Genomic DNA, 21346 nt, shown 5'->3' on the forward strand with positions numbered 1-21346 from the left:
GGTAGGCTACATCGGCGTGATGAATTACATTCATGTATTGATACCAGCGGTATTGAGCTGATAATTTAACATCACCAATACTGCCGTTTACATCTAAACGAAAGACGTCAAAATCAAAATCTCCACCGCGATCTTTATTGTCATCATCGTAATCTTCATAGCTATACTGAAAACGTACGGCACCGCCAACTTTGATTTTAGGTGTTAAATCTGTAGCGGTTTTAGTATTGGTATTAACTTCTTTTTTAAGCTCAGCAACTTGCTTCTCAAGTTGTTCTAGTCGCTCAATTTTAGTGGTTTCTGTGGCCGCCCAGGCTGTTGTTGAGCTTGCTAACAATAAACCAAGTAATGGGATGGATGTTTTCATTAGTTATTCTCCAAAAGATAATTCGCATTTGTTTTTATATTTAGTTACGTTTTTCGTGTTGTTGTTCAGAACCGAACAGTTTTCAACCGTTTAAGTGTAAGACGTTACCGATAGGGGCAACTAAGCCATTTACGACGTCAAACAGGTGAATAACACCGTTACAACCAAACACTTGAGGAATCGTGTTGATGGATTCCTTGATGAATATCAGATGCGATTAATATAAATTCTTAACTGAAATTATAGCGGTAGTTAATCATTTTCTCTTTAATGGGGTGAAAATATTGGTCATTAGTACAATACTGAGTAACTGAAAATGTGAAGTGTTTTAGAGTGGGTGTTTTTTATGCTTTAATAAAATAACTCAATGATAATACCTTTTGGAAGCCCCTTTCTACTAAGGAGCTTCACTTATAATCAATAGAGCTATTCACAGATAGAGCCATATTAAGTTTGGCCAGGGTTAAATTAATGTGAGATTAAGCTAACGTTCGGTTAAGCTAATGTTCGATTAAATAACTCAACAGACATGCCGTAAACTCTTAATGCAAGTTGAGGATCGTAACGTTCACCTTCATCACGCATAAAGGCATGCGAAGCATTAAACTCATGCCATGAGAAAACGTTACCTGAAGCTAATAGATTTTTATGAATCATCATGCGGCCTTCATCAGGGATATGTGGGTCTTGCTTACCCCAAATCATCATTAACTCCGCTTTAATATCTTTGGTACGCGTCAGTGAATCGTTGCCTTCTGCACTGGGTAAATCACCTGAATGAATATCGGTGGCGTATAAGCAGGCGGCAGCTAAAACATGCTCATTTAAAGCGGCGCGATAAGCAAGGTGACCGCCAATGCAAACACCCATAGTGCCAATTTTTCCCGTGCAGTAATCTTGCAGTTGAATAAAATTGACTAAGGCTTGTGTATCGCTGTCGTGATGCTCTAAAGGTTTAGCCCACTTATCTTGGTTACCTTTGTCTTTACCTGCATCGTCGTAGCCTAATACCGTGCCTATTGGGTTTAGTTCATGAAAAACCTCAGGTACTAATACCACAAAACCATGTCCTGCCATCAAGGCTGCCGTTCTTGCTATTGGCGCAGTTTGTTGGAATATTTCAGAATAAAAGACAATAGTTGGAAACTTACCGGATGCTTGAGGACGATAAACATAAGTACGCATAGTTCCCGTTGGGGTTTCAATATCAGTGCTGTGCTGTTGAATGATCATTAGTATTTATATGTCCTTGTACTTAATAATAGAAAAAGCATAACGGAAAAAGGCGCTAGACCTTTGTTATTTATAGCCAGTTTACGCATTGAATCACAAGAAAAATAGTATAGCCTTACTATTGATGATTTAGCGTATAATAAACAGGCATTACATTTTTGTAATGACTTTGACGTTATAATTTTAACGTAACAAGTAAGACATTTTAAAAGGGATAAATCATGAGTAAGCAGAAAAAGCCATTAGTGCATGCGGGCACTGTTAAAGTAAATAAAAGTGAAACAGAACTAGGAAGAGGACAAATTAAAGGGAATTTTTTAGCCGCATTAGTCACTTCAAAGGTTTATAAGATGCAGGTGGTTAAAGCGAAAAAAGGTAAAGGTTCATATCAGCGTAAAGCTAAAAATGTAAGACGAGAGTCTTATTTAATGGCGGCTTAACTAGTTAACACTAGCCGATATTAAATAAGACTTTCGTTCAAAACATTATCTAAGCTTTAAATACTCAACACACTTTATTTCAATACGTTAAGCCAATCTTTCGGACTTAAATAATCAGCTAATTTAGCTTCAGCAGACCCTTCATCAGCTTGGAAGTTATATTCCCAACGTGCAAGTGGTGGCATAGACATCAAAATCGATTCAGTTCTACCGCCCGATTGTAAGCCAAATAATGTGCCTCTATCGAATACCAAGTTAAACTCAACATAACGACCACGGCGATATAGTTGAAATTGACGTTCTTGTTCACCATAAAGTTCATCCTTACGACGCTGCATAATAGGAACATAAGCATCGATAAAACCTTGGCCAACGGCTTTAACATAATCAAAACAGGTGTCGAAATCCCACTGATTTAAATCATCAAAGAATAAACCGCCAACGCCACGCGTTTCATCACGGTGTTTTAAATAAAAGTACTCATCACACCATTTTTTATGATCGTTATATACATTGTCACCAAAAGGCTGACATAAATCGTGTGCTGTTTGATGCCAATGCTGAATATCTTCATCGTTGGCATAAAAAGGCGTTAAATCAAAACCACCGCCAAACCACCAAACTGGTTTTTCACCTTCTTTTTCAGCAATAAAAAAGCGCACATTAGCGTGTGAAGTAGGAATGTTTGGATTTTTCGGATGGATAACGAGTGAAACACCACAAGCTTGCCAAGTTCTACCTGCAAGCTCTGGGCGATGAGCTGTGGCTGATGGCGGTAATTTATCGCCTGATACCACAGAAAAATTTACCCCGCCTTGCTCAACAATAGTGCCGTTGGTCATTACACGAGTTCTACCACCACCGCCTTCTTTGCGCTTCCAGTTATCTTCAATAAATTTTCCAGTACCGTCAGCTTCTTCTAATGCCTGACAAATTCTATCTTGTAGGCTTTTGAAAAACGCGATGATTTGTGTGATTTCAATGTTCGCAGTCGAGCTTAGTTGTGAGTCCATTTTCTTACCGTCGATTAACCATTAAGTATATGGCGGTTATTGTATCAAAGTGCAGGATCTAGTGGGAATTAAAATGGCTTTAGCTTGGTTTAGCTTGGTTTAGGTAGGAGGTTCACTTAATTCATGCGTCTTGCACTCTTTTAGAGCGTTAGTTGCGTGTTTTGTGCTCTTATGGTGCGCTATGGCACTATATTAATGCATGCTGTTTTTAAGGTATTGAAATTTAATGCTTTATTTTTTGGCTTGTTTTGTGCTTTGTTCATGACAGTTATTGAATGATTTATTATGGAAACGACTATGAGCAAAGCATTAATCTTGTGTTTAACCTTACTTAGCTTTTTTATCTCAGGCACCGCTTGGGCGGACGAAGGGCAGCTAAATGGTGCAAACACCAGTTGGATATTAACGTCTACAGCATTGGTTTTATTGATGACCTTACCGGGGGTAGCTCTTTTTTACGGTGGTTTAGTACGTAAAAAGAATGTGTTATCAATTTTAATGCAATGTTTTGCTATCGGCTCAATTTCATCAATTTTGTGGCTATTAGTAGGTTACAGTTTAGCCTTTGGTGAAGGTAATGCCTTTATCGGTGATTTTAGTAAGGTGATGATGCACGGCATTCCTAAAGATGCTTTAGCAGGAGATATCCCTGAAAGCTTATTTATGCTGTTTCAAATGACTTTTGCCATTATTACGCCAGTGCTTATTATTGGTGGTTTTGCAGAACGTATGAAGTTCTCAGCGGTATTACTCTTTAGTGGTATTTGGTTACTTGCTGTTTATGCACCTATTACTCATTGGGTATGGGGCGGCGGTTGGTTAGCACAAATGGGCGTTTATGATTTCGCTGGTGGTATTGTTGTACATATCACGGCGGGTACGGCGGCTTTAGTTGCTGCTCTTGTTGTTGGTCCACGTCGAGGTTTTCCTAAAACACCTATGTTGCCACATAACTTAACCATGACTGTTACGGGTGCAGGTATGTTATGGGTTGGTTGGTTTGGTTTTAATGGTGGTAGTGCGCTAGCCGCTAATGGTGATGCTTCTATGGCTATGCTTGTTACGCATATTTCTGCCGCCGCAGGTACATTAACTTGGGCTGCCATTGAGTGGAAAAAATTTGGTAAAGCCAGTGTTTTAGGTGCTGTTACCGGTATGGTCGCAGGTTTAGGTACCATCACGCCAGCCTCAGGTTTTGTCGGCCCAGGTGGCGCCTTGATTATTGGTATTAGTGCTGGTTTTGTTTGTTTTTATTCAACAGTTTATATTAAGCAAAAATTAAAAATTGATGATTCGTTAGATGTATTTCCTGTCCATGGTGTTGGCGGTATTTTAGGTACGTTATTAGTGGGTGTTTTCTCAGCGACAAGTCTTGGTGTATTTAGTGGGTTTGGTTTTGCTGAAGGCATTGCTACTATGGCGGAGCAAATTGGTGTTCAGCTTATCGGTATATTCTCTACACTGATTTATACCGCTGTAGTGACTTATATTATTCTTAAAGTGGTCGGTTTGATGACGGATGGATTACGTGTTGGTGAAGAGCAAGAGTCTAACGGTTTAGATCAGGCTGAACATGAAGAAGTCGGTTATCACTTGTAGGGTGTAGTTATTAATACTTAATAACTGTTATCAGTTACTTCAGTACATCATTTAAATAAAGCGCTTCGGCGCTTTTTTTGTGCCTGTTTCAATCTCCCACTGTCATTTTTCTGCAATATTAACGACATCAAATAGTCACATTTCTAAAACATTTCTGTCATTTATTCACCTTAGTATGTAGTCAAATTTACTTTATGTGAACAATTGTTACCTAGAGATACATAACTTGATAAAGGGTGTATCTGCAAGGAACAGTTAATTATTCATCAATTGCTGCGGAGCAAATGAAATGCAAACTAAAAAACTTTTTAAATACAGTATGATAGCAACAGCTTTAACCTTGGGCTTAGCGGCTTGTGGTGGTGACATTAATTTAAACTCTAATGTTGATGAATCAGTGGGCGATACCATTATTGAAAACCCAGCGCCAACTCCTGATGCGGGTAAGTCATTACCTGGTAAAGCCAATACAGCATTAAGTACTGAAGTATCAGCAGCCCTTGGTTTTGACGTACAGGTTCAAGTACTCGACAGCATCATTAAAGAAAGTACCACCTTAGTAGCAAGTATTGATGGCAAAACCGTTATGTATGCCATTAGTGGTGGACTTGAGGTAGGCGGCGCAGTAGTAGAGGCTGCACAATCACGTAGCACTAATAGTAAAGCGCGTAATCCTGATACAGATGTTGTGCTGACTATCGAACCAGGCGCGGTATTATTTGGTCAATCAGGTAATGACTATATTGTTGTTCACCGTGATGCACAAATCATGGCAGAAGGTAGTAAAACTAAGCCAATTATCATGACATCACTGCAAGATGTTAAGGGCGAAGCTACGACAGCAGGACAGTGGGGTGGTTTAGTTATTTTAGGTAACGCGCCTTCAAATAAATGTCCAACTGACGGCAGTGATTGTGCCTTACAAGTTGAAGGTGTAGCTGAAGGCGCTGTTTTTGGCGGCACAGACTGGGAAGATAACTCAGGTACTTTAAAATATGTTGTCGTTAAATACGCTGGTTTTGAAATTAAACCAGACAATGAATTAAATGGTATTACTTTTGGTGGCGTTGGCTCAGGCACCACAGTTGATTACATTCAAGTACACAGCAATGCTGATGATGGTGTTGAGTTCTTTGGTGGTGCAGTTAATGCAAAACATTTGGTCTTAACGGCTAACAAAGATGACAGTGTTGATTGGGATAACGGTTTTAAAGGAATGCTTCAGCACGTTTATATTGAACATGCGAAAAACGCTGGCGAAGCAAACCGTGCTATAGAAGGTGATAACGACGGTTCAAGCCCAGCGAAAGAACCGCAATCAAATCCTACTATCGCCAACATGACCATTATCGGTAATAACTTTACTACCAGCGATAAAGACTCTGAAGGTATTTATTTACGTGAAGGCACCGCAGCTAAAATTTTCAATACGGTCATAACAGGCCCAAGTGAAATGGGTGAATGTTTAGAGTTTGAAGGTGGCAAAACCTCATCGGTTACCGTTGATAATGCCAATAGCGATAAAATTGTTATGCAAAATGTGGTGATGGCTTGTAATAACGGTGAAAACTTTAAAGATGCAAAAGCCGAAGATAAATCAGTGTTACTTGATTTAGCAACTTGGTTTGAAGCTGAAGATTCTAATAGCATTAGTACTTCTGTTCTTATTGGCGAAAGTGGCATACCCGATAGCGGCTCACCGCTAATTGCTGAAAATGCCGGACAAGATGTTGCTTCTACACAAAATGCTTGGTTTGACACGGTTGACTATATTGGTGCACTTAATGGTGCTGATGTAGATGATTGGCGAGAAGGTTGGGCATTTGGTTTTGGTGGTGGTGTTGTTACTGCCCAAGCAGAAGTTGAAGGTTGTCCAGCGGGTACTAGCGCTATATCACCTGCTGATGGTGTAACAACTACCTGTCAGCTAAGTGGCGATATCACTAGTGATTTAACGTTAACGGCTAATAATCTATATGCCTTAAGTGGCCCTGTTTTTGTCGGTCAAGACAGAACGACTTCTGATACTGCCAAAAGCGCAATCTTAATCATTGAAGCAGGTACAACCGTATTTGGTCGTTCAGGTAATGATTACCTGGTAGTAAGCCGAGACTCAAAAATTGAAGCAAATGGTAGTGCTAGCTCACCTATCACTTTTACCTCGAGTGAAGATATCAGCGGTGGTGTTACCAGTGCTGGTCAATGGGGCGGTATTGTTCTTCTAGGTAATGCGCAATCAAATAAGTGTCCAACTGACGGTAGTGACTGTGCTTTACAAGTTGAAGGTGTTGAAGAAGGCGCGGTATTTGGCGGCACTGACGATACCGACAGTTCAGGTACGTTACGCTATGTTGTGGTTAAGCATGCAGGTTATGAAGTTAGAACAGACAACGAATTAAATGGTATTACCTTTGGTGCAGTAGGCTCAGGTACTAAAGTGGAATACATCCAAGTACATGAAAATGCGGATGACGGTATTGAGTTCTTTGGCGGTACCGTTAATGCGAAATATGTAGTGCTTACGGCAAACAAAGATGACAGCGTTGATTGGGATAACGGTTACCGCGGTAACTTACAGTATGTATTGGTTAAACATGCTGACAGCAATGGTGAAGCTAACCGTGGCATTGAAGGTGATAACGACGGAAGTACCCCGAATAAACTGCCACAGTCAAACCCAACGATTGCCAACATGACTATCATAGGCAACGCTTTTACCGCACCAGGTAAAGACTCTGAGGGTGTTTACCTTCGTGAAGGTACTAAAGCACAGTTACATAACTTTGTGGTAACGGGTCCTGCGGGCATGGGCGAGTGTTTTGAAATCGAAGGCGGCACCACAACTTCTGTTACCGTAGACCAAGCCGTTGCCGGTGAAACGGTAATTTCAAACTCTGTCTTTGCTTGTGCAGAAAACTTCAAAAGTGCCAAAGCGGAAGATAAATCAGTATTGCTTGATACACAAGACTGGGTGCTAAATCAAAACCCAACGGTGAATGTGAACAATACAACCGCACAGGATACGTCGGCAGTACTTGACGGTATATTCACGATTGATACCACACCAGCAAAAGACTTTACTGGTCATGCGTTTTTTGAAAATGCGAAGCACATCGGTGCTGTCTCTGCGGATAATGACTGGACGGCTAACTGGACTGTTGGCCTAGAAGATTAAGATACGATGATACTCAATGCTGTAGCGAAAAGAATCGTTACAGCATTTTAATTTTACTCGTTTTTTAGTTTTTACATCACTTTACTTTGTACAAAAAAAACTGTCATTCCCGATTAATGCAACTTGGGAATGACAAGTTTGAAGCGGGTCTTGCTTCTCTCAGTAAAGAAGTTTCAAGAGGTTTCCAATGAGAAAAAAATTCAAACTATCCATTTTAACTTTGGCACTTGCTACAAGCTGTGGTTTATCAAGCGCCTATGCAGAAAATGCAATAGAAGAAAATGCTGATGAACAAGCCATGGAAGAGGTAATTGTCAAAGCAAGTCGCTTAAAAGGCACTGCTAGTGCGGTAATGGAAGAGCGTAAAAATCAGGCCTTTATTGCCGACATTCTTGGCGCTGAGCAAATAGCACGTACTGGTGATTCAGATGCCGCTGCGGCATTACGCCGTGTTACGGGTATCACCTTGGTGGATGGCAAATACATTTATGTACGAGGTTTAGGTGAGCGTTTTTCCAGCACGCAACTAAATGGCGCGGCAGTACCAAGCCCAGATCCAACGCGTACGGTTATTCCACTCGATTTATTTCCTTCGTCAATCATTGAGTCATTGTCGGTACAAAAATCCTATTCTGCTTCAATGCCTGCCCATTTTGCTGGCGGTAATGTCGATGTGCGTTTGAAAACAATTCCTTCTGACTTTGTTTTTACCATGCAAGGCAAACTTGGCGGTAACACCAATAACTTTGATGATGGTTTATCCTATAATGGCGGAGACGACGATTGGTACGGTAAAGATGATGGCACTCGTGCAGCCCCTGCATCATTGCAAAAGTTGTGGAAAAATCATAGCCCTTTAAATGATTTATCACAGCAAGATAACCGTGAAATTGCAGCGCAGATGAATCGCGATTATGATCCAAAAGCGACTAGCATTAACCCTAATACTGGTTTTGATGTCACCTTAGGTAATCGATACGATTTTGATGACTTTCGTTTAGGTTTCCTTACCGCGGTATCCTATGACAATAAATGGGAAGTATCAGAAGAATACGAAGGACAGGATTTTACCTATCAAGAAGGCGTTGATGGCGGAGAGAGTAGTTGGGCTTTAGTGCGTGGTTTTGATGATATTAAATCGACAGAACATACGGTACGCTTTTCTGGCATGTTCAACGTTGGCTTAGAATTTCAACGAGATCACCGCATTGATTTCAGCTCGTTAATTTTGCACGATACCCGTGATGAAATACGCGATAAACTCGGCAACACCAACAATGTCACTATCAGTGACGGTTTGCGAGTACGTGATAGCGATGTTATTTATGAAGAGCGAGAAATGATCGCGAATCAAATCAGAGGTACGCATAACTTCTCAGGACTTTGGAACTTAGGTGCTGATTGGTTTTACTCTGATGCACGCTCCAACCGCTATGCTCCTGGGAATATCTCAACCCGCTATATCATTGCCGATGGTTCAAATGGTCAAGCAGAAGACGGTATTTTTGACCCCATCAATGAGAGTTCTTTACGTAAAGCGACCACTTCTTCTCGTTATAGCTTTCAAGACTTAGACGATGATGTTGAAAACTATGGTCTTAGTTTTTCATTGCCGGTTAACTTTAGCAACGTAGAGCTAGAAATAAAAGCAGGCGGAAACTTTATTGAAAAGACACGTGACGCTATGGCAAGACGCATAGATGTCAATACACTTGCTTTTGATAATCTAGATCTAACGGGCCATCAAATGGGCGTCATTTTAAATGATGATGTCATGCTAAATCATCCCTTATCGGGCAATGAATTAATCATTCGTGATACGACCGCTGCCGGAGATGATTACTACTCTGCTCAACTGGTTGATGCTTACTTTATTGATACTGATTTTTTCATCGCGCAAAAGTGGCGAGTGAACTTAGGATTACGTTATGAAGATTTTCGCCAAGTTGTTGCACCATTAGACCCTGCAACAGGTAAGTTCGATTTACCGGCAAAACCTACTAATGAAGATTTAGCTGCACTGGCCTTTAAAGATGATGATGTTTTTGGTGCGTTAGCATTCACTTACTTGCTTGACGATGAAATGCAGTTCCGTGCTTCTTACGCACAAACGACCATTCGTCCAGATATCCGTGAAGTAGCGCCGGCGACCTATATTGATCCGCTTACTGGTTTTCCGATTGGTGGAACGCCAAGTGTAACCAGTACCGCTATTGATAACTATGATTTACGTTGGGAATGGTATTTACCTACGGGAGATAACCTTTCGTTCGGTTTATTCTACAAAGACATGGATCAGCCAATAGAAGCAGTACAATCACCTGCACAAGATGGCCCACCATTGATCAGAATTGCCAATGCAGAAGACGGTTATGTGTACGGACTTGAGGTAGAGTTTTTAAAAGACTTTGGCTTCTTGGGTGACTTTGCTGGCATTAGCGGGGGAGACTTCTTCTTATCGGGTAACTTTACGGTAAGTGAATCCGAAATAAATATAGATACCCAGAACGTGGTTGAACAAACAGGAGTTTCTACCTCAATTACCAATCCAACGCGTGCCATGACAGGTCACTCACCTTGGGTAGTGAATATGAACTTAGGTTGGGATGCGCCCAATGGTAATCACAGTGCTACCCTTGCTTATAACGTGTTTGCCGAACGTATTATTATACCGGGCATTGACGGTAAGGATGACGCTTATGAGCAACCATTCCATTCACTTGATATGGTATATACCTACTATCCGACTTACTCATCAACAGTGAAATTTAAGGTACAAAACATCTTAAATCAGAAAAAAGAAATTGAGTTTGAAGATACTTTGATGCGCAGTGAAACCAAAGGTGTTGCTTTTGAAGTCGCCTTGAAATGGGACTTTTAAGTAAGCCTAGTAATAAGGTGGTTCTGCAATAATTAGCACTTTCTTTGTATTCATTATTTACGCAGTATAGCTATCTCAATGGCTGTACTGCGTTTTTTATATGGGTATTAACAATTTTTACTAGCTCTCTTCTTATTCAAATAAATTAACATTCCTAGCAATTTAATACGCTGATACAATGACGTACCTAGCCACGAAATATTAATCTAATCGATGAAGAATATTCATTGAAGTATAATGTTAATCATTGAGGTTTTTATGTGCGGAAGAATGAACTTTGATAATAAACACACTAAAATAATCAGTGAATTTTTTGGCTGTGACTTTAGCGCACCATCAAACAACAACCTTAGTCCTGGTCAGACAATTGCCACGCTGGTTAGTGGTGATACCAATAATGACTCGCAAAGTAGATCACTTGATGAACCTATTTTCAAACAGCTTGATGCAACGTTGGGCATTCAGCCTAGCTGGTCAAAGCGATTACTTATTAATGCGCAAAGTGAAACTGTGCTCAGTAAAGGCACGTTTAAAGAGGCAATTAAAACACATCGATGTTTAATTCCTTGCTCTGGCTGGTATGAGTGGCGAACTGAAGGGGATAAAAAACAAAAGTACTTATTCAGTCATGTTAATGACGAGCCCTTTCTCATGGCAGGAATTTGGTATGCTAAGCAAAGTAATAACGAAAAGTTGAGTCCAGAGCCCAAACAACAGTTGGTAACACTTACCACAGCGCCTAATGCTAAGTGCGCTGAATATCATCAACGAATGCCAGTCATTATATTACCGCAGTATCGTGATTTTTGGTTCCAATCATCCACAGAACAATTGGCGCCATTGTTTGAAGCAGTCGATCAACAATATGTCAAAGTGACCGCTGCTTAATACGTTATACCCCTTAATTAAAGCAACACTGTTCCCGCATCGAGTTTGGGGTCATACCCGTCCCTAGGCACAGGTCTCAAGGATGTCATCCCCGAGGTGTATTAATCGGGGGTCCAATTTCTAAAAAGTGATGCCTCAGGACCAAATGCGTCCTGCATTGTCTAATGAGTAGCATCCATGCGACGGTCTGAACAGATACTTCGAAGATGACGTTTACGCAAGGTCCTGAGTTAACTAGATAAGCATTAAATTATTTGATGTCTTAAAAAGATAAGATAAAGCATCAAGTAATTTAATAAAAAAATAATTTTAAAATCTTACCTTGATACGATATTTTTACTTGAAAAATCAATTACAATGTAGAAATCTGATCTGAAATTTTGGTTGATGGAAATACCATCAGCCTATATATAGTGAGAATTTTTATATGAAAAAAGTGTTATTTGGTCTTTTATTTTTATTAAGTCAAGTGTGTTTTGCTGAGGATGAAGTCAAAAAATTACCACCATTAGATCCTAGTTATATGGGCGTACATGGTATGGTTTTAATTACACATGGCTCTAGCATTTACGCGTCTCATTTGCCGCTTTATAACAAGCCTCATAACGTGCAGCTACTCTATAAATTAGATAATAATGATTTGGCGGTATTACAAACGGTCAGAGACAGTCAACTCATTACTATTAAGCCTGAACCATTTAATTTACAACGCTTAATGCGTGGAGAGAAAATGGTCATAAAGGCTGACTTATATGCGGGGCATTTTGAGCGTGACGGCATGTTAGTTTATGACAATATTTCATTGTCTTTTGATAAGCAGTTGTATGTTCGTACGTTTGACGACATTAAACCTTCAAGCACAAAACAAGAGTATGATGTTGTTTCATTAAGAAAAAATTATAAATTTTATATTCACAAAATACAGCAAGCACCTAGCTTTGATCATATATTGGGTGTTGATTTAGAAGCGGGATGTTTAAGCCGATTTAATACGTCATCGCCAGTACCAAAAGAAACTGAACTTCAATATAAATTTATAAATTGTGGCACGATAAAACCTTTATATTTTGAAACTGAAGACTTTCAGGCGGCTGACTCTCACTAAATAGCTCTAGCTAAATTGAGTTGATTATTTAGCAAAGATATAAATAAAAAGCCGCCTTAATTGGCGGCTTTTTTCATTGCTTTTTTCATTGCTTTTTTACTGAGATAGATTTCTTATCGTAATTAAATTGCCATAAACACCTCCTCTTTTTTTTATAAACACAACGACTGACTGGGAGTTATTGAACGGAATGGTTATTGATTATTAGCCATCTGGTTGTTTATCGTTTGAGACTCTTCTTTTGATGGTGGTGTATGTAATTTCAGCACGACACGACGATCATAAAAGCTAACTTCACTTTCATTATTGGCCACCACAGGTGACTCTTCACCAAAAGCAAAGGTCGCTATTTGTTGCTCTTCGACGCCTTGCGCCATCAACAAGGTTCTCACTGACTCAACTCTGGCTTGTGATAACGTTTGATTAAGTGATTGTTCACCGATTAAATCGGTATAACCAGACAAGTCAATTTTCATCTCAGGTGAGCTATTTAATATTTGTGCAAGGGCCGCGACTTGTTCTTGATAGTGCGGCGCTATATCACTTGAGCCAGTAGAGAATTGTAGGCTCATTAACAGGTTATCTGCTTGTAATTGGCCAGAGTTATCTTGTTGTGTTTCTAAGGCGACTAATTGTTGCTGATACGAGGCTTCTAAACGCTGTAATTTAGCTTGGTATTGGCTTTGTATTTGCTCATTAGATCGTTGCTTGCGTTGTTCATTCACTAACGCCGTACTTAATTCGTCATTTTGATCATTAACATTAATGTACTTGGCAACAAATACTCCACCTATTCCTGCCACAATAGCGCCTAAGGGGCCAGCCACAATAGCACCAATAACAGCACCGGTACCAAAACCAATATTTTCATCATTTGTTGCTTCTTGATGAATTTTTTCTGGCGCTAAGGTATTTTCTGTCGCATTAACGGAACTTGTTGCTAAAGCCGCAATAAGTGCCGTGGTGACGATTAATTTTTTTCCCGTAATTTTGTATGGTTGAGCTTGAGCTAATTGATTCGTGTTTTTCATGATGTTCCCTTTTTATGCAGTATTTGTTGTTAAACAGTATTGTTAAGTAGTGTTAGTAAATATGTGTTGATAAGCCTGTGTTGTTGACAGGAGTTATTAAACCGCAAAAAAGGGGCACTGCTGTGCTCGAATAAAGGCAAAGCAGTGAGCAATTGTGGCAACAATATGGCAATTTAAGAAATTAAGCGCGTTAACAGGTAAAGTTAGATATAGTCGACGTAATAAAAGGCATAAGAGCTAATTTCCGTTTCAATTTATCAAGACAATCAAGCTAATCAAAAGTGAATACAAATGAGTAAAAGAATTGCCATCGTAGAAGATGAAGCGGCCATTAGAGAAAACTACGCAGATGTCTTACGTAGCCAAGGCTACCAAGTGCAGACCTATGCCGATAGATCTTCTGCTACCCAAGCCTTTAATCTACATTTACCCAACCTAGTCATTTTAGATATAGGTTTACATGATGAATATGACGGTGGCTTTGTTTTGTGTCAGCAACTTAGAGCTAAGTCGGCTACCTTACCTATTATTTTTTTAACCGCACGTGACAATGATTTTGATACGGTATCTGGCTTGCGCATTGGTGCCGATGACTATTTAACCAAAGATATTAGCTTGCCTCATTTAACCGCACGCATATCAGCATTATTTCGTCGCGAAGAAGCATTAAAAAAACCTGTTAACGATGAACATATCACCCAAACTGGTGCGCTTACGGTTGATAGCCAACGTATGAGTATTACTTGGCAAAACAGGTCTATTGATTTAACCATTACCGAATTTTGGTTAGTGCATGCATTAGCCAAACATCCTGGTCATGTTAAAAATCGAACACAACTGATGAGTGATTCCAAAATATATGTTGATGACAGTACTATCACTTCACATATCAAACGAATACGCAAAAAATTTATGCAACACGATAATAACTTTGACTGTATCGAAACGGTTTATGGTATGGGCTATCGCTGGTTGAGTGCTGAAAACACTACCGATGATGAAGGTTAATATGCCTAATATGGTTAATGGTAAACGTTTCAAATTACGTTTTGGTCTGAGATCAAAGCTATTATTGCTTTCAAGTTTTCTGTTTGTTATTCCTTGGTTTGGTTATCAATATGTTTGGGAAATGGAAAAGTATTTGCGCTTTGGACAAGAGCAAACATTAGTCGGTACCGCACGAGCGCTAGCTACTGCTTTGCATGAGCGTGAAAACCTGTTTAATAATCAAGCGAGTTTTTTACCTGATGTTGAACAAGGTAAAGATCTTTATGGTTATAAATTGACGGAAGCCGTTCAATTAGACGGTTTACATAACGATTGGCCTGACTTTAACCAACGCACACACTTTTATCACCATCAACAACAGCTATTTGCCAACGAGCCATTAAGCCTTAACTTTAAAGCGAGTGTAGGTAAATACGATAATTATCTGTATTTGTTTTTTCAGGTCGTTGATAACCACATGATCTTTCGGGGTAAAAATACCCGCAGCATCACCAATAACGATTACTTAGCTCTGTCTTTTAGTGATAGTAACAATACCTTAAATCGTTTTATTATTAGTAATAAAGCGGCGGGTTGGATATCAGCTTTTTCGCTTACGGGGGATGAAATCTCTACTCCTGCGCCACAGATTCAAGGACACTGGTTATTAACGCCACAAGGGTATAATGTCGAGTTAAGAGTACCCTTAGATAATTTAGGCGATAACATTGCTTTTGCTTTTTATGATGTAGATAAAACCGATGGCGAAGCAGTTTCTGCAATCGGCTCAGCGGATCCAAGCAAAGAAGAAAGTTTGGGGACCATTGTGGTACCTTCGCCCGAGATTGAACGTATAGTTAAAGGCATGCGTTATACTAATTCTAGTATTTGGGTGGTTGATCAACACCACAGAGTGCTCGCTAGCGCAGGTTCACTAAAGTCAGCCAGTGGCGTATGGCATGCGAAGGAAAAACAGCCTAAAGAAGATGAAAAAAACAGTCTTTGGTATCAATTTAAGCAACAACTATTATTACCACTGTATTATAAAATATTGACTAAACCGTCAACAGACTTTATTGATCAACTCTATGATGCACAACATTTACAAGGCTCGCATATAGTTAATGCGTTAAGTGGCAAGGCAACCTCTCAATGGCGTTTAACGACCGATAAAAAAGCGTTAGTACTTTCTGCTGCTTACCCCATTTTTATTAACAACCAAGTAAAAGGTGCTGTCATTGTTGAAGAAACAACTAATGGCATTCGTAGCTTAAGAAATCGCGCGTTAGAAAAATTATTTACCGTCATTTTAGCTATTATGAGTTTAGGCGCCTTGGCCTTTATTTTATTTGCTTCTCGCATTTCATCACGTATTCGGCATTTATCTAGTCAAGCCGAATTAGCCATTGATAAGCAAGGACGAATTATTGGCCAAATGGAGGCTTCCAACAGTAATGATGAAATAGGAGATTTATCGCGCAGTTTTACCACCGCAGTTAACCGCTTAAGTGAGTACAATCACTATTTAGAAAACATGTCTTCTCGTTTATCTCATGAATTAAGAACCCCTATAGCCGTGGTTAAAACCTCATTAGATAACTTAAGTTTACAAGAAACGCAGCGCTCTCAAGCAGATAAAAGCAACAGTCCTTATATTGAAAGAGCGCAAACTGGCATTAATACCTTAAATTTAATTCTCACCAATATGAGTGAAGCAACTCGCCTTGAACAAATGTTATCAAGCACTGAAAAAATTGATTTTGATTTACAGCAAGTTGTTAAAGGCTGTATTTCTGGCTATCAGCAAATATACCCAAGCATGACGTTCATCTTGAATATCGACCCTAAGACTCCCAAAATAAGCACATTTAATTTGCATGGTTCACCTGAACATATAGTGCAACTGTTAGACAAGGTGATCAGTAATGGCGTGGAATTTAGCCAAGATAATATCATCAAAATCGAGTTGAAACAGAGCATTAATAAGAACAATGCTGAACTATTCATTAGTAATAATGGCATTTTATTACCAGAGCAATTAAGCGAAAGTTTATTTGATTCTATGGTGTCATTACGTGATAAAAACCAAAAAGTTCATCATAAGCAAGTTGTGCCACACCTTGGTTTAGGTTTATATATTTCGCGATTAATCTGTCAATTTCATCACGGAAAAATCAGCGCTTATAATCATCAAAACCCTGATGGTGTTACCGTTCATATTAGTTTGCCTACCAAGGTCTAATTCCAAACGGATCAATAAATTAGTACGATTGGTATAATTACAATTTTTTGAGTCGCGCTTATACTAGGACTCTCTCTTACCCATAAAAGACAATCATTATTTTAATCAACAAAATATCTGTTCAGCACCTTAAAGGTGATATCTTCGGCGGCTTAACCGCTGCAGTAATTGCGTTACCCTTAGCATTAGCCTTTGGCGTATCATCAGGGGCAGGGGCTATAGCCGGTGTTTACGGCGCTATTTTTGTTGGTTTTTTTGCGGCGCTATTTGGCGGAACTGCCACTCAAATATCCGGTCCAACAGGGCCTATGAGTGTGGTAATGGCTTTAGTGTTCACTCAATTAATCGCGAGTCACCCTGACACTGGCTTAGTATTAGCTTTTACCTGCGTCATTTTAGCCGGTTTATTCCAAATATTATTTGGCTTGCTCAAGCTAGGTAAATATTTTGTTATGGTGCCTTATCCTGTTATTTCTGGCTTTATGACAGGCATTGGCATTATTATTATTCTGCTGCAAATATCACCACTGTTAGGCAACGCAGGCGATAGCAACGCGTTAGCTGCATTAACTAATATTCCAAACGCATTTAATCAGCAAAATACTTTTGCTACTGTACTTGGTGTGATCACGCTGTTAATCATGATTTATTGGCCTGAAAAATGGACCAAAATAATCCCAGCACCACTGTTTGCATTAATCACTTTAACCATTATTAGTTCGACTTTTTTTACCCAGCAAGGTATTTCTGTTATTGGTGAAATTCCGACCGGATTTCCTAGTTTGCTAATGCCTAGCCTATCGTTAGATACACTGTATCAGGTTAGTTATTTCGCCTTTTTATTAGCGGTATTAGGCGCTATCGATTCATTACTCACCTCAATGGTTGCTGATACCCTGACCGAAACCCATCACAATAGTGATAAAGAGCTTATTGGCCAAGGGATTGCGAATACTATTGCGGGTTTTTTTGGTGCATTACCGGGCGCTGGCGCGACCATGCGTACAGCCATTAATATTCGTGCAGGCGGTAAAACAGCCTTATCTGGCATCATACATTCTATTACTTTACTCATTGTTATTCTTTGGGCAGGAGATTACGCACAGTATATTCCCCATACCGTTCTGGCAGGTATGCTAATTAAAGTGGGTCTTGATATTATTGATTGGCGTTTTATTTTTCAGATAAAAAAAGTTGGACTATTTTCGGCTTCTTTAATGTTATTGGTTTTGCTGCTCACCGTTTTTGTTGATTTAATTACTGCGGTGTTAGTCGGCATGTTCATTGCTAATTTGGTGACACTAGACCGTTTAACGCATATTCAACTTGATAATATTACCTTTAAAAGAGGGGATGAATTACTTAGTGAAATAAGCAGTGAAATGACATCAAACAAGGCGAATATAGCGTTAACGGATGATATTCAAAACAATCTGAGTAAATCCTTAGCAAACACACTTTTACTAGAAATTGACGGCCCCGTTAGTTTTGCTGTTTCTAGAGAGTTATCTCGTCGCTTTACTGAAAACCTAGCGTTCACCACCTTAGTGATTGATTTATCGAGCGCTAAATTGATAGGAACAACAACTGCACTTATGATCACCGATCTTATAGAGCGTACTAAAATAAAAAATAAAAAAGTATTGGTTATCACGGGCACTGAGAAAACTAATCAATCATTAAAGAAGTTATCTTTAGAAACGTTATTAGACAAAAAATATCAATTCGACAATAGAGAGCAAGCACTTCAAACGCTTATTTAAACAGTAAGAAATCGAAACTAATGGCTATGGGTCATTACTATACCCGTTCCACTTGAATATGCATGACTCAGCTGGAATGAGAAACGCCTTTAGGCAAGGCATTGATTGAAGAGAATAGTTATTCTATTGTCGAAATCAATAACACAGCATAAAGCGTTTCTAAACCAGCCCCTTGGGGAAGGCTGAGAAAATCATACTCTGCGTTACATTTCTTTTTAAGGGAATGACCCTTAATAAAAAAATGCGCCTTGATTATGAATCGCTCAGACTTCCTGAAACGAGCATCTCCAAGTGGAGCGGGTATATAAGTAATTACAGGAGGCTGTGGATCTTCAGAAATAATGAGAAAGGTGTCACGCGAAGAGAAACTCTGACTGTATTCGACGATTTGTTTATCAAACCAAGCCGTTTAACTTATTCCCTAGTCGTTACCATCGTCTTCTACTCGTTCATCATCGTCATCAATAATATCTGGAGTCACTGTGTCGACAACGTCGATAGTTCCACCAACAACCGTAGTAGTGACATCTACCGCGGCAGATATAACAGTAGCCGCAATACAGCCAGATAAGCTAAAAATCACGGATAGCCAAAAAAAACTTTGTGCAATTTTTTTCAAGATAATGTTTCCAAATGAATAAATATAGAACTATTTAGAATACGCTAATTTAATGGTGAATCAACAGTTGTTTTAATGCTAAGGGGCGGATTATATGATGCTCCGCTCCTCTATGTTTTGTTATCCACTCGAAATAGAGTAATCAATAACTCTGTGCCCATTGGTTGCTCAATTATCTAATTAGATAACTCCGCTTCTTAATCTTCGGCATAAAGTATCTTAAAATTTTTTAGATTCCAGCCAATCATTACTTCATTACCAATTTTAAGGGCTGGTACAGAGCTAGCCCCTATAGCGTCAAGCTCTTTTCTACCGCGCTGCATTTTCGCATTTGTTAATCGGTATTTAATGCCATTATCATCCAAGTATTTTTGAGCTTCACGGCAATGGGGGCATTTATCTGAAATATATAAAACAATGCGTTTCATCACTAACCTTTATAGAACTATTAAAGACTAACTATTTTACTGAACTCTCAATAAAAAACAAAGATGAATTAACTGAACTTTCGATTATATACAAAGAAAATTAAGCTACTCAAGTAAACCTGTAGGTTGATGCTTGCCTCGACAACGCTCGACAATTGACCATCGATAAAGTTGTCGGGCCTCACTGCGCTCGTGCCGACCTACCAATATCAAGTTAATTTACCAGTAGGTTGATGTTTGCCTCGACAAAGCTCGACAATTGACCATCGGTAAAGTTGTCGGGCCTCACTGCGCTCGTGCCGACCTACCAATAGCAAGTTAATTTACCAGTAGGTCGATGCTTGCCTCGACAAAATTCGAAAAAGCTCGACAAAATTCGTATAAGTTGTCGGGTCTCACTGCACTCGTGCCGACCTACCAATATCAAGTTAATTTACCAGTAGGTCGATGCTTGCCTCGACAAAATTTGTAGTTGTCTTTATTTTCTTGCTCTTTGTGAAGTTATTTCTGCTTTGCTGGTTGTCATTAAACTGAAATGTTAATGCAACATAAGCGTCATACTTATGCAGTTTAACTGTCATATTTCCTCGGTACACTTTGTCACATTCTTGAATGCCAATAAAAAATCTTTGTTTTCAATATGAAGGTTAGGCTTGGTATTTATAATTTATGACGCTCTTATGAATTAAGAGTTAAAAGAGAAAGGGTAAACCGATGACGTTGTCTAAACTCACTAAAGCAAGCCTAATATTTAGCCTTACCACGAGTAGTTTAATCTTTGCTACCTCAGTAAGTGCTACTGACCCAGCAAGTGATTCCTCAGCTAATACATCATTGACCAGCACCTCATTAAATAAGGTGGTTAATGCAGGTCAGCAAATCAATCATTCAGCTGCTAAGTCACAGCAAAAAGTAAACACCTTGACGGACCAAGCACAAACTAAATTACAGCAATTTCATGTGGTAACAAAAGAAGTTGATGGCCTCAGTGTTTATAACCAGCAGATGCAAACACAGCTTGATAGCCAAATGACTGAGCTAGCTCAGTTAGCTAAGTCAATGGAAGAGGTCAGTGTTATTGAGCGTCAAATCTCACCATTAATGGCACGTATGATTAGCACGTTAGATACCTTTGTTGAGCTTGATGTTCCTTTTTTGCCTAGTGAAAGAACCAAACGTGTTGAAGATTTAAAAACCATGATGAATCGTGCTGATATTGCCGTTTCTGAAAAGTTTCGTCGAGTGTTAGAAGCGTACCAAATTGAAGTGGATTACGGTCGTACTATTGAAGCGTACAGTGGAATATTACCTATTGATGGTAAAAAAATGGATGTTGATTTTCTACGTATTGGCCGCGTGAGTTTGGTTTATCAAACACGTGACGGTAGCCGTTTAGGTGAATGGAAACAATCTTCAGGAGGACAGGGCCAATGGCAATCACTGTCACAAGATTACCGTTTAGGCATTAATAAAGCCTTACGTATAGCCCGTAAACAGCTAGCACCAGATTTAATTCTCGTACCAGTATCAGCGGTACCGGTGTCTATTAATGAAACATCGACACAAGCAGAGTAA

The 21346-nt window shown here is 39.4% G+C and carries 15 protein-coding genes and 1 pseudogene; 10 read left to right on the top strand and 6 right to left on the bottom strand.

Translation table 11 applies throughout. The features are described from left to right. Both ESZ36_RS21075 and ESZ36_RS21080 read right to left on the bottom strand, forming a co-directional pair. Positions 1–367: pseudogene (locus tag ESZ36_RS21075) on the bottom strand (OprO/OprP family phosphate-selective porin); the annotation flags it as partial. A 495-nt stretch (positions 368–862) separates the two neighbouring features. Then, positions 863–1600, bottom strand: a complete 738-nt coding sequence (locus ESZ36_RS21080) for a dienelactone hydrolase family protein (RefSeq protein ID WP_146791547.1) — start codon at positions 1598–1600, stop codon at positions 863–865. Between the two features lie 221 nt (positions 1601–1821). Between ESZ36_RS21080 and ESZ36_RS21085 the strand changes: the two genes are divergently transcribed. Beyond that, a complete protein-coding gene (locus ESZ36_RS21085; protein ID WP_146791549.1) occupies positions 1822–2040 on the top strand; it encodes an alternative ribosome-rescue factor A in 219 nt (72 codons plus the stop codon). Positions 2041–2114: 74 nt separating this feature from the next. On the opposite strand, the gene hemF is transcribed toward ESZ36_RS21085, so the two are convergent. Beyond that, the gene (gene hemF, locus ESZ36_RS21090) at positions 2115–3053 is read right to left on the bottom strand and encodes an oxygen-dependent coproporphyrinogen oxidase (RefSeq protein WP_211357835.1); all 939 of its coding nucleotides are present in this window, start codon (positions 3051–3053) and stop codon (positions 2115–2117) included. A gap of 297 nt (positions 3054–3350) precedes the next feature. Between hemF and ESZ36_RS21095 the strand changes: the two genes are divergently transcribed. From ESZ36_RS21095 to ESZ36_RS21115, 5 genes are all read left to right on the top strand, one after another. After that, positions 3351–4652 (top strand): ammonium transporter, encoded by a 1302-nt coding sequence (locus ESZ36_RS21095; RefSeq protein ID WP_246129197.1) that lies wholly within the window; start codon positions 3351–3353, stop codon positions 4650–4652. A gap of 289 nt (positions 4653–4941) precedes the next feature. Then, entirely contained in the window at positions 4942–7827 is a 2886-nt protein-coding gene (locus ESZ36_RS21100) for a hypothetical protein (protein WP_146791553.1), read from the top strand. A 187-nt stretch (positions 7828–8014) separates the two neighbouring features. Continuing rightward, positions 8015–10708, top strand: a complete 2694-nt coding sequence (locus ESZ36_RS21105; protein WP_146791555.1) for a TonB-dependent receptor domain-containing protein — start codon at positions 8015–8017, stop codon at positions 10706–10708. Between the two features lie 270 nt (positions 10709–10978). Then, on the top strand, positions 10979–11596 hold the full coding sequence (locus ESZ36_RS21110) for an SOS response-associated peptidase (protein WP_246129198.1): 618 nt from the start codon (positions 10979–10981) through the stop codon (positions 11594–11596). Between the two features lie 427 nt (positions 11597–12023). Next, positions 12024–12701, top strand: a complete 678-nt coding sequence (locus tag ESZ36_RS21115) for a hypothetical protein (protein WP_146791559.1) — start codon at positions 12024–12026, stop codon at positions 12699–12701. Between the two features lie 194 nt (positions 12702–12895). On the opposite strand, the gene pdsO is transcribed toward ESZ36_RS21115, so the two are convergent. Beyond that, a complete protein-coding gene (gene pdsO, locus ESZ36_RS21120; RefSeq protein WP_146791561.1) occupies positions 12896–13732 on the bottom strand; it encodes a sortase-associated OmpA-like protein PdsO in 837 nt (278 codons plus the stop codon). Between the two features lie 291 nt (positions 13733–14023). Here pdsO and pdsR point away from each other — a divergent pair, with 291 nt between their 5' ends. The 3 genes from pdsR (at position 14024) to ESZ36_RS21135 (ending at position 18724) form a co-directional block, all read left to right on the top strand. Continuing rightward, entirely contained in the window at positions 14024–14740 is a 717-nt protein-coding gene (gene pdsR / locus ESZ36_RS21125) for a proteobacterial dedicated sortase system response regulator (RefSeq protein WP_146791563.1), read from the top strand. A 10-nt stretch (positions 14741–14750) separates the two neighbouring features. Further along, complete coding sequence (gene pdsS, locus ESZ36_RS21130) at positions 14751–16961, top strand: proteobacterial dedicated sortase system histidine kinase (RefSeq protein ID WP_146791661.1); 2211 nt, start codon at positions 14751–14753, stop codon at positions 16959–16961. Between the two features lie 140 nt (positions 16962–17101). Further along, positions 17102–18724, top strand: a complete 1623-nt coding sequence (locus ESZ36_RS21135) for a SulP family inorganic anion transporter (protein WP_281285064.1) — start codon at positions 17102–17104, stop codon at positions 18722–18724. Between the two features lie 421 nt (positions 18725–19145). Here ESZ36_RS21135 and ESZ36_RS21145 read toward each other — a convergent pair whose 3' ends face one another. Together ESZ36_RS21145 and ESZ36_RS21150 are read right to left on the bottom strand one after the other, a co-directional pair. Continuing rightward, positions 19146–19343 carry an NF038104 family lipoprotein gene (locus ESZ36_RS21145; protein ID WP_146791567.1) on the bottom strand — a complete coding sequence of 66 codons (198 nt, stop codon included), beginning with the start codon at positions 19341–19343 and terminating at the stop codon, positions 19146–19148. Positions 19344–19540: 197 nt separating this feature from the next. Then, positions 19541–19771 carry a glutaredoxin family protein gene (locus tag ESZ36_RS21150; RefSeq protein ID WP_146791569.1) on the bottom strand — a complete coding sequence of 77 codons (231 nt, stop codon included), beginning with the start codon at positions 19769–19771 and terminating at the stop codon, positions 19541–19543. Between the two features lie 714 nt (positions 19772–20485). Here ESZ36_RS21150 and ESZ36_RS21155 point away from each other — a divergent pair. Beyond that, positions 20486–21346, top strand: a complete 861-nt coding sequence (locus tag ESZ36_RS21155; RefSeq protein ID WP_246129199.1) for a DUF3450 domain-containing protein — start codon at positions 20486–20488, stop codon at positions 21344–21346.

The organism is Colwellia demingiae (assembly GCF_007954275.1).
In the GTDB taxonomy this organism is placed as follows: domain Bacteria; phylum Pseudomonadota; class Gammaproteobacteria; order Enterobacterales; family Alteromonadaceae; genus Colwellia; species Colwellia demingiae.

What these genes read in the sequence shown, in the direction of transcription:
- ESZ36_RS21080 (WP_146791547.1), bottom strand. Translation starts at nt 1,600, where the DNA reads ATGATCATTCAACAGCACAGCACTGATATTGAAACCCCAACGGGAACT.
- ESZ36_RS21085 (WP_146791549.1), top strand. Translation starts at nt 1,822, where the DNA reads ATGAGTAAGCAGAAAAAGCCATTAGTGCATGCGGGCACTGTTAAAGTA.
- hemF (WP_211357835.1), bottom strand. Translation starts at nt 3,053, where the DNA reads ATGGACTCACAACTAAGCTCGACTGCGAACATTGAAATCACACAAATC.
- ESZ36_RS21095 (WP_246129197.1), top strand. Translation starts at nt 3,351, where the DNA reads ATGAGCAAAGCATTAATCTTGTGTTTAACCTTACTTAGCTTTTTTATC.
- ESZ36_RS21100 (WP_146791553.1), top strand. Translation starts at nt 4,942, where the DNA reads ATGCAAACTAAAAAACTTTTTAAATACAGTATGATAGCAACAGCTTTA.
- ESZ36_RS21105 (WP_146791555.1), top strand. Translation starts at nt 8,015, where the DNA reads ATGAGAAAAAAATTCAAACTATCCATTTTAACTTTGGCACTTGCTACA.
- ESZ36_RS21110 (WP_246129198.1), top strand. Translation starts at nt 10,979, where the DNA reads ATGAACTTTGATAATAAACACACTAAAATAATCAGTGAATTTTTTGGC.
- ESZ36_RS21115 (WP_146791559.1), top strand. Translation starts at nt 12,024, where the DNA reads ATGAAAAAAGTGTTATTTGGTCTTTTATTTTTATTAAGTCAAGTGTGT.
- pdsO (WP_146791561.1), bottom strand. Translation starts at nt 13,732, where the DNA reads ATGAAAAACACGAATCAATTAGCTCAAGCTCAACCATACAAAATTACG.
- pdsR (WP_146791563.1), top strand. Translation starts at nt 14,024, where the DNA reads ATGAGTAAAAGAATTGCCATCGTAGAAGATGAAGCGGCCATTAGAGAA.
- pdsS (WP_146791661.1), top strand. Translation starts at nt 14,751, where the DNA reads ATGGTTAATGGTAAACGTTTCAAATTACGTTTTGGTCTGAGATCAAAG.
- ESZ36_RS21150 (WP_146791569.1), bottom strand. Translation starts at nt 19,771, where the DNA reads ATGAAACGCATTGTTTTATATATTTCAGATAAATGCCCCCATTGCCGT.
- ESZ36_RS21155 (WP_246129199.1), top strand. Translation starts at nt 20,486, where the DNA reads ATGACGTTGTCTAAACTCACTAAAGCAAGCCTAATATTTAGCCTTACC.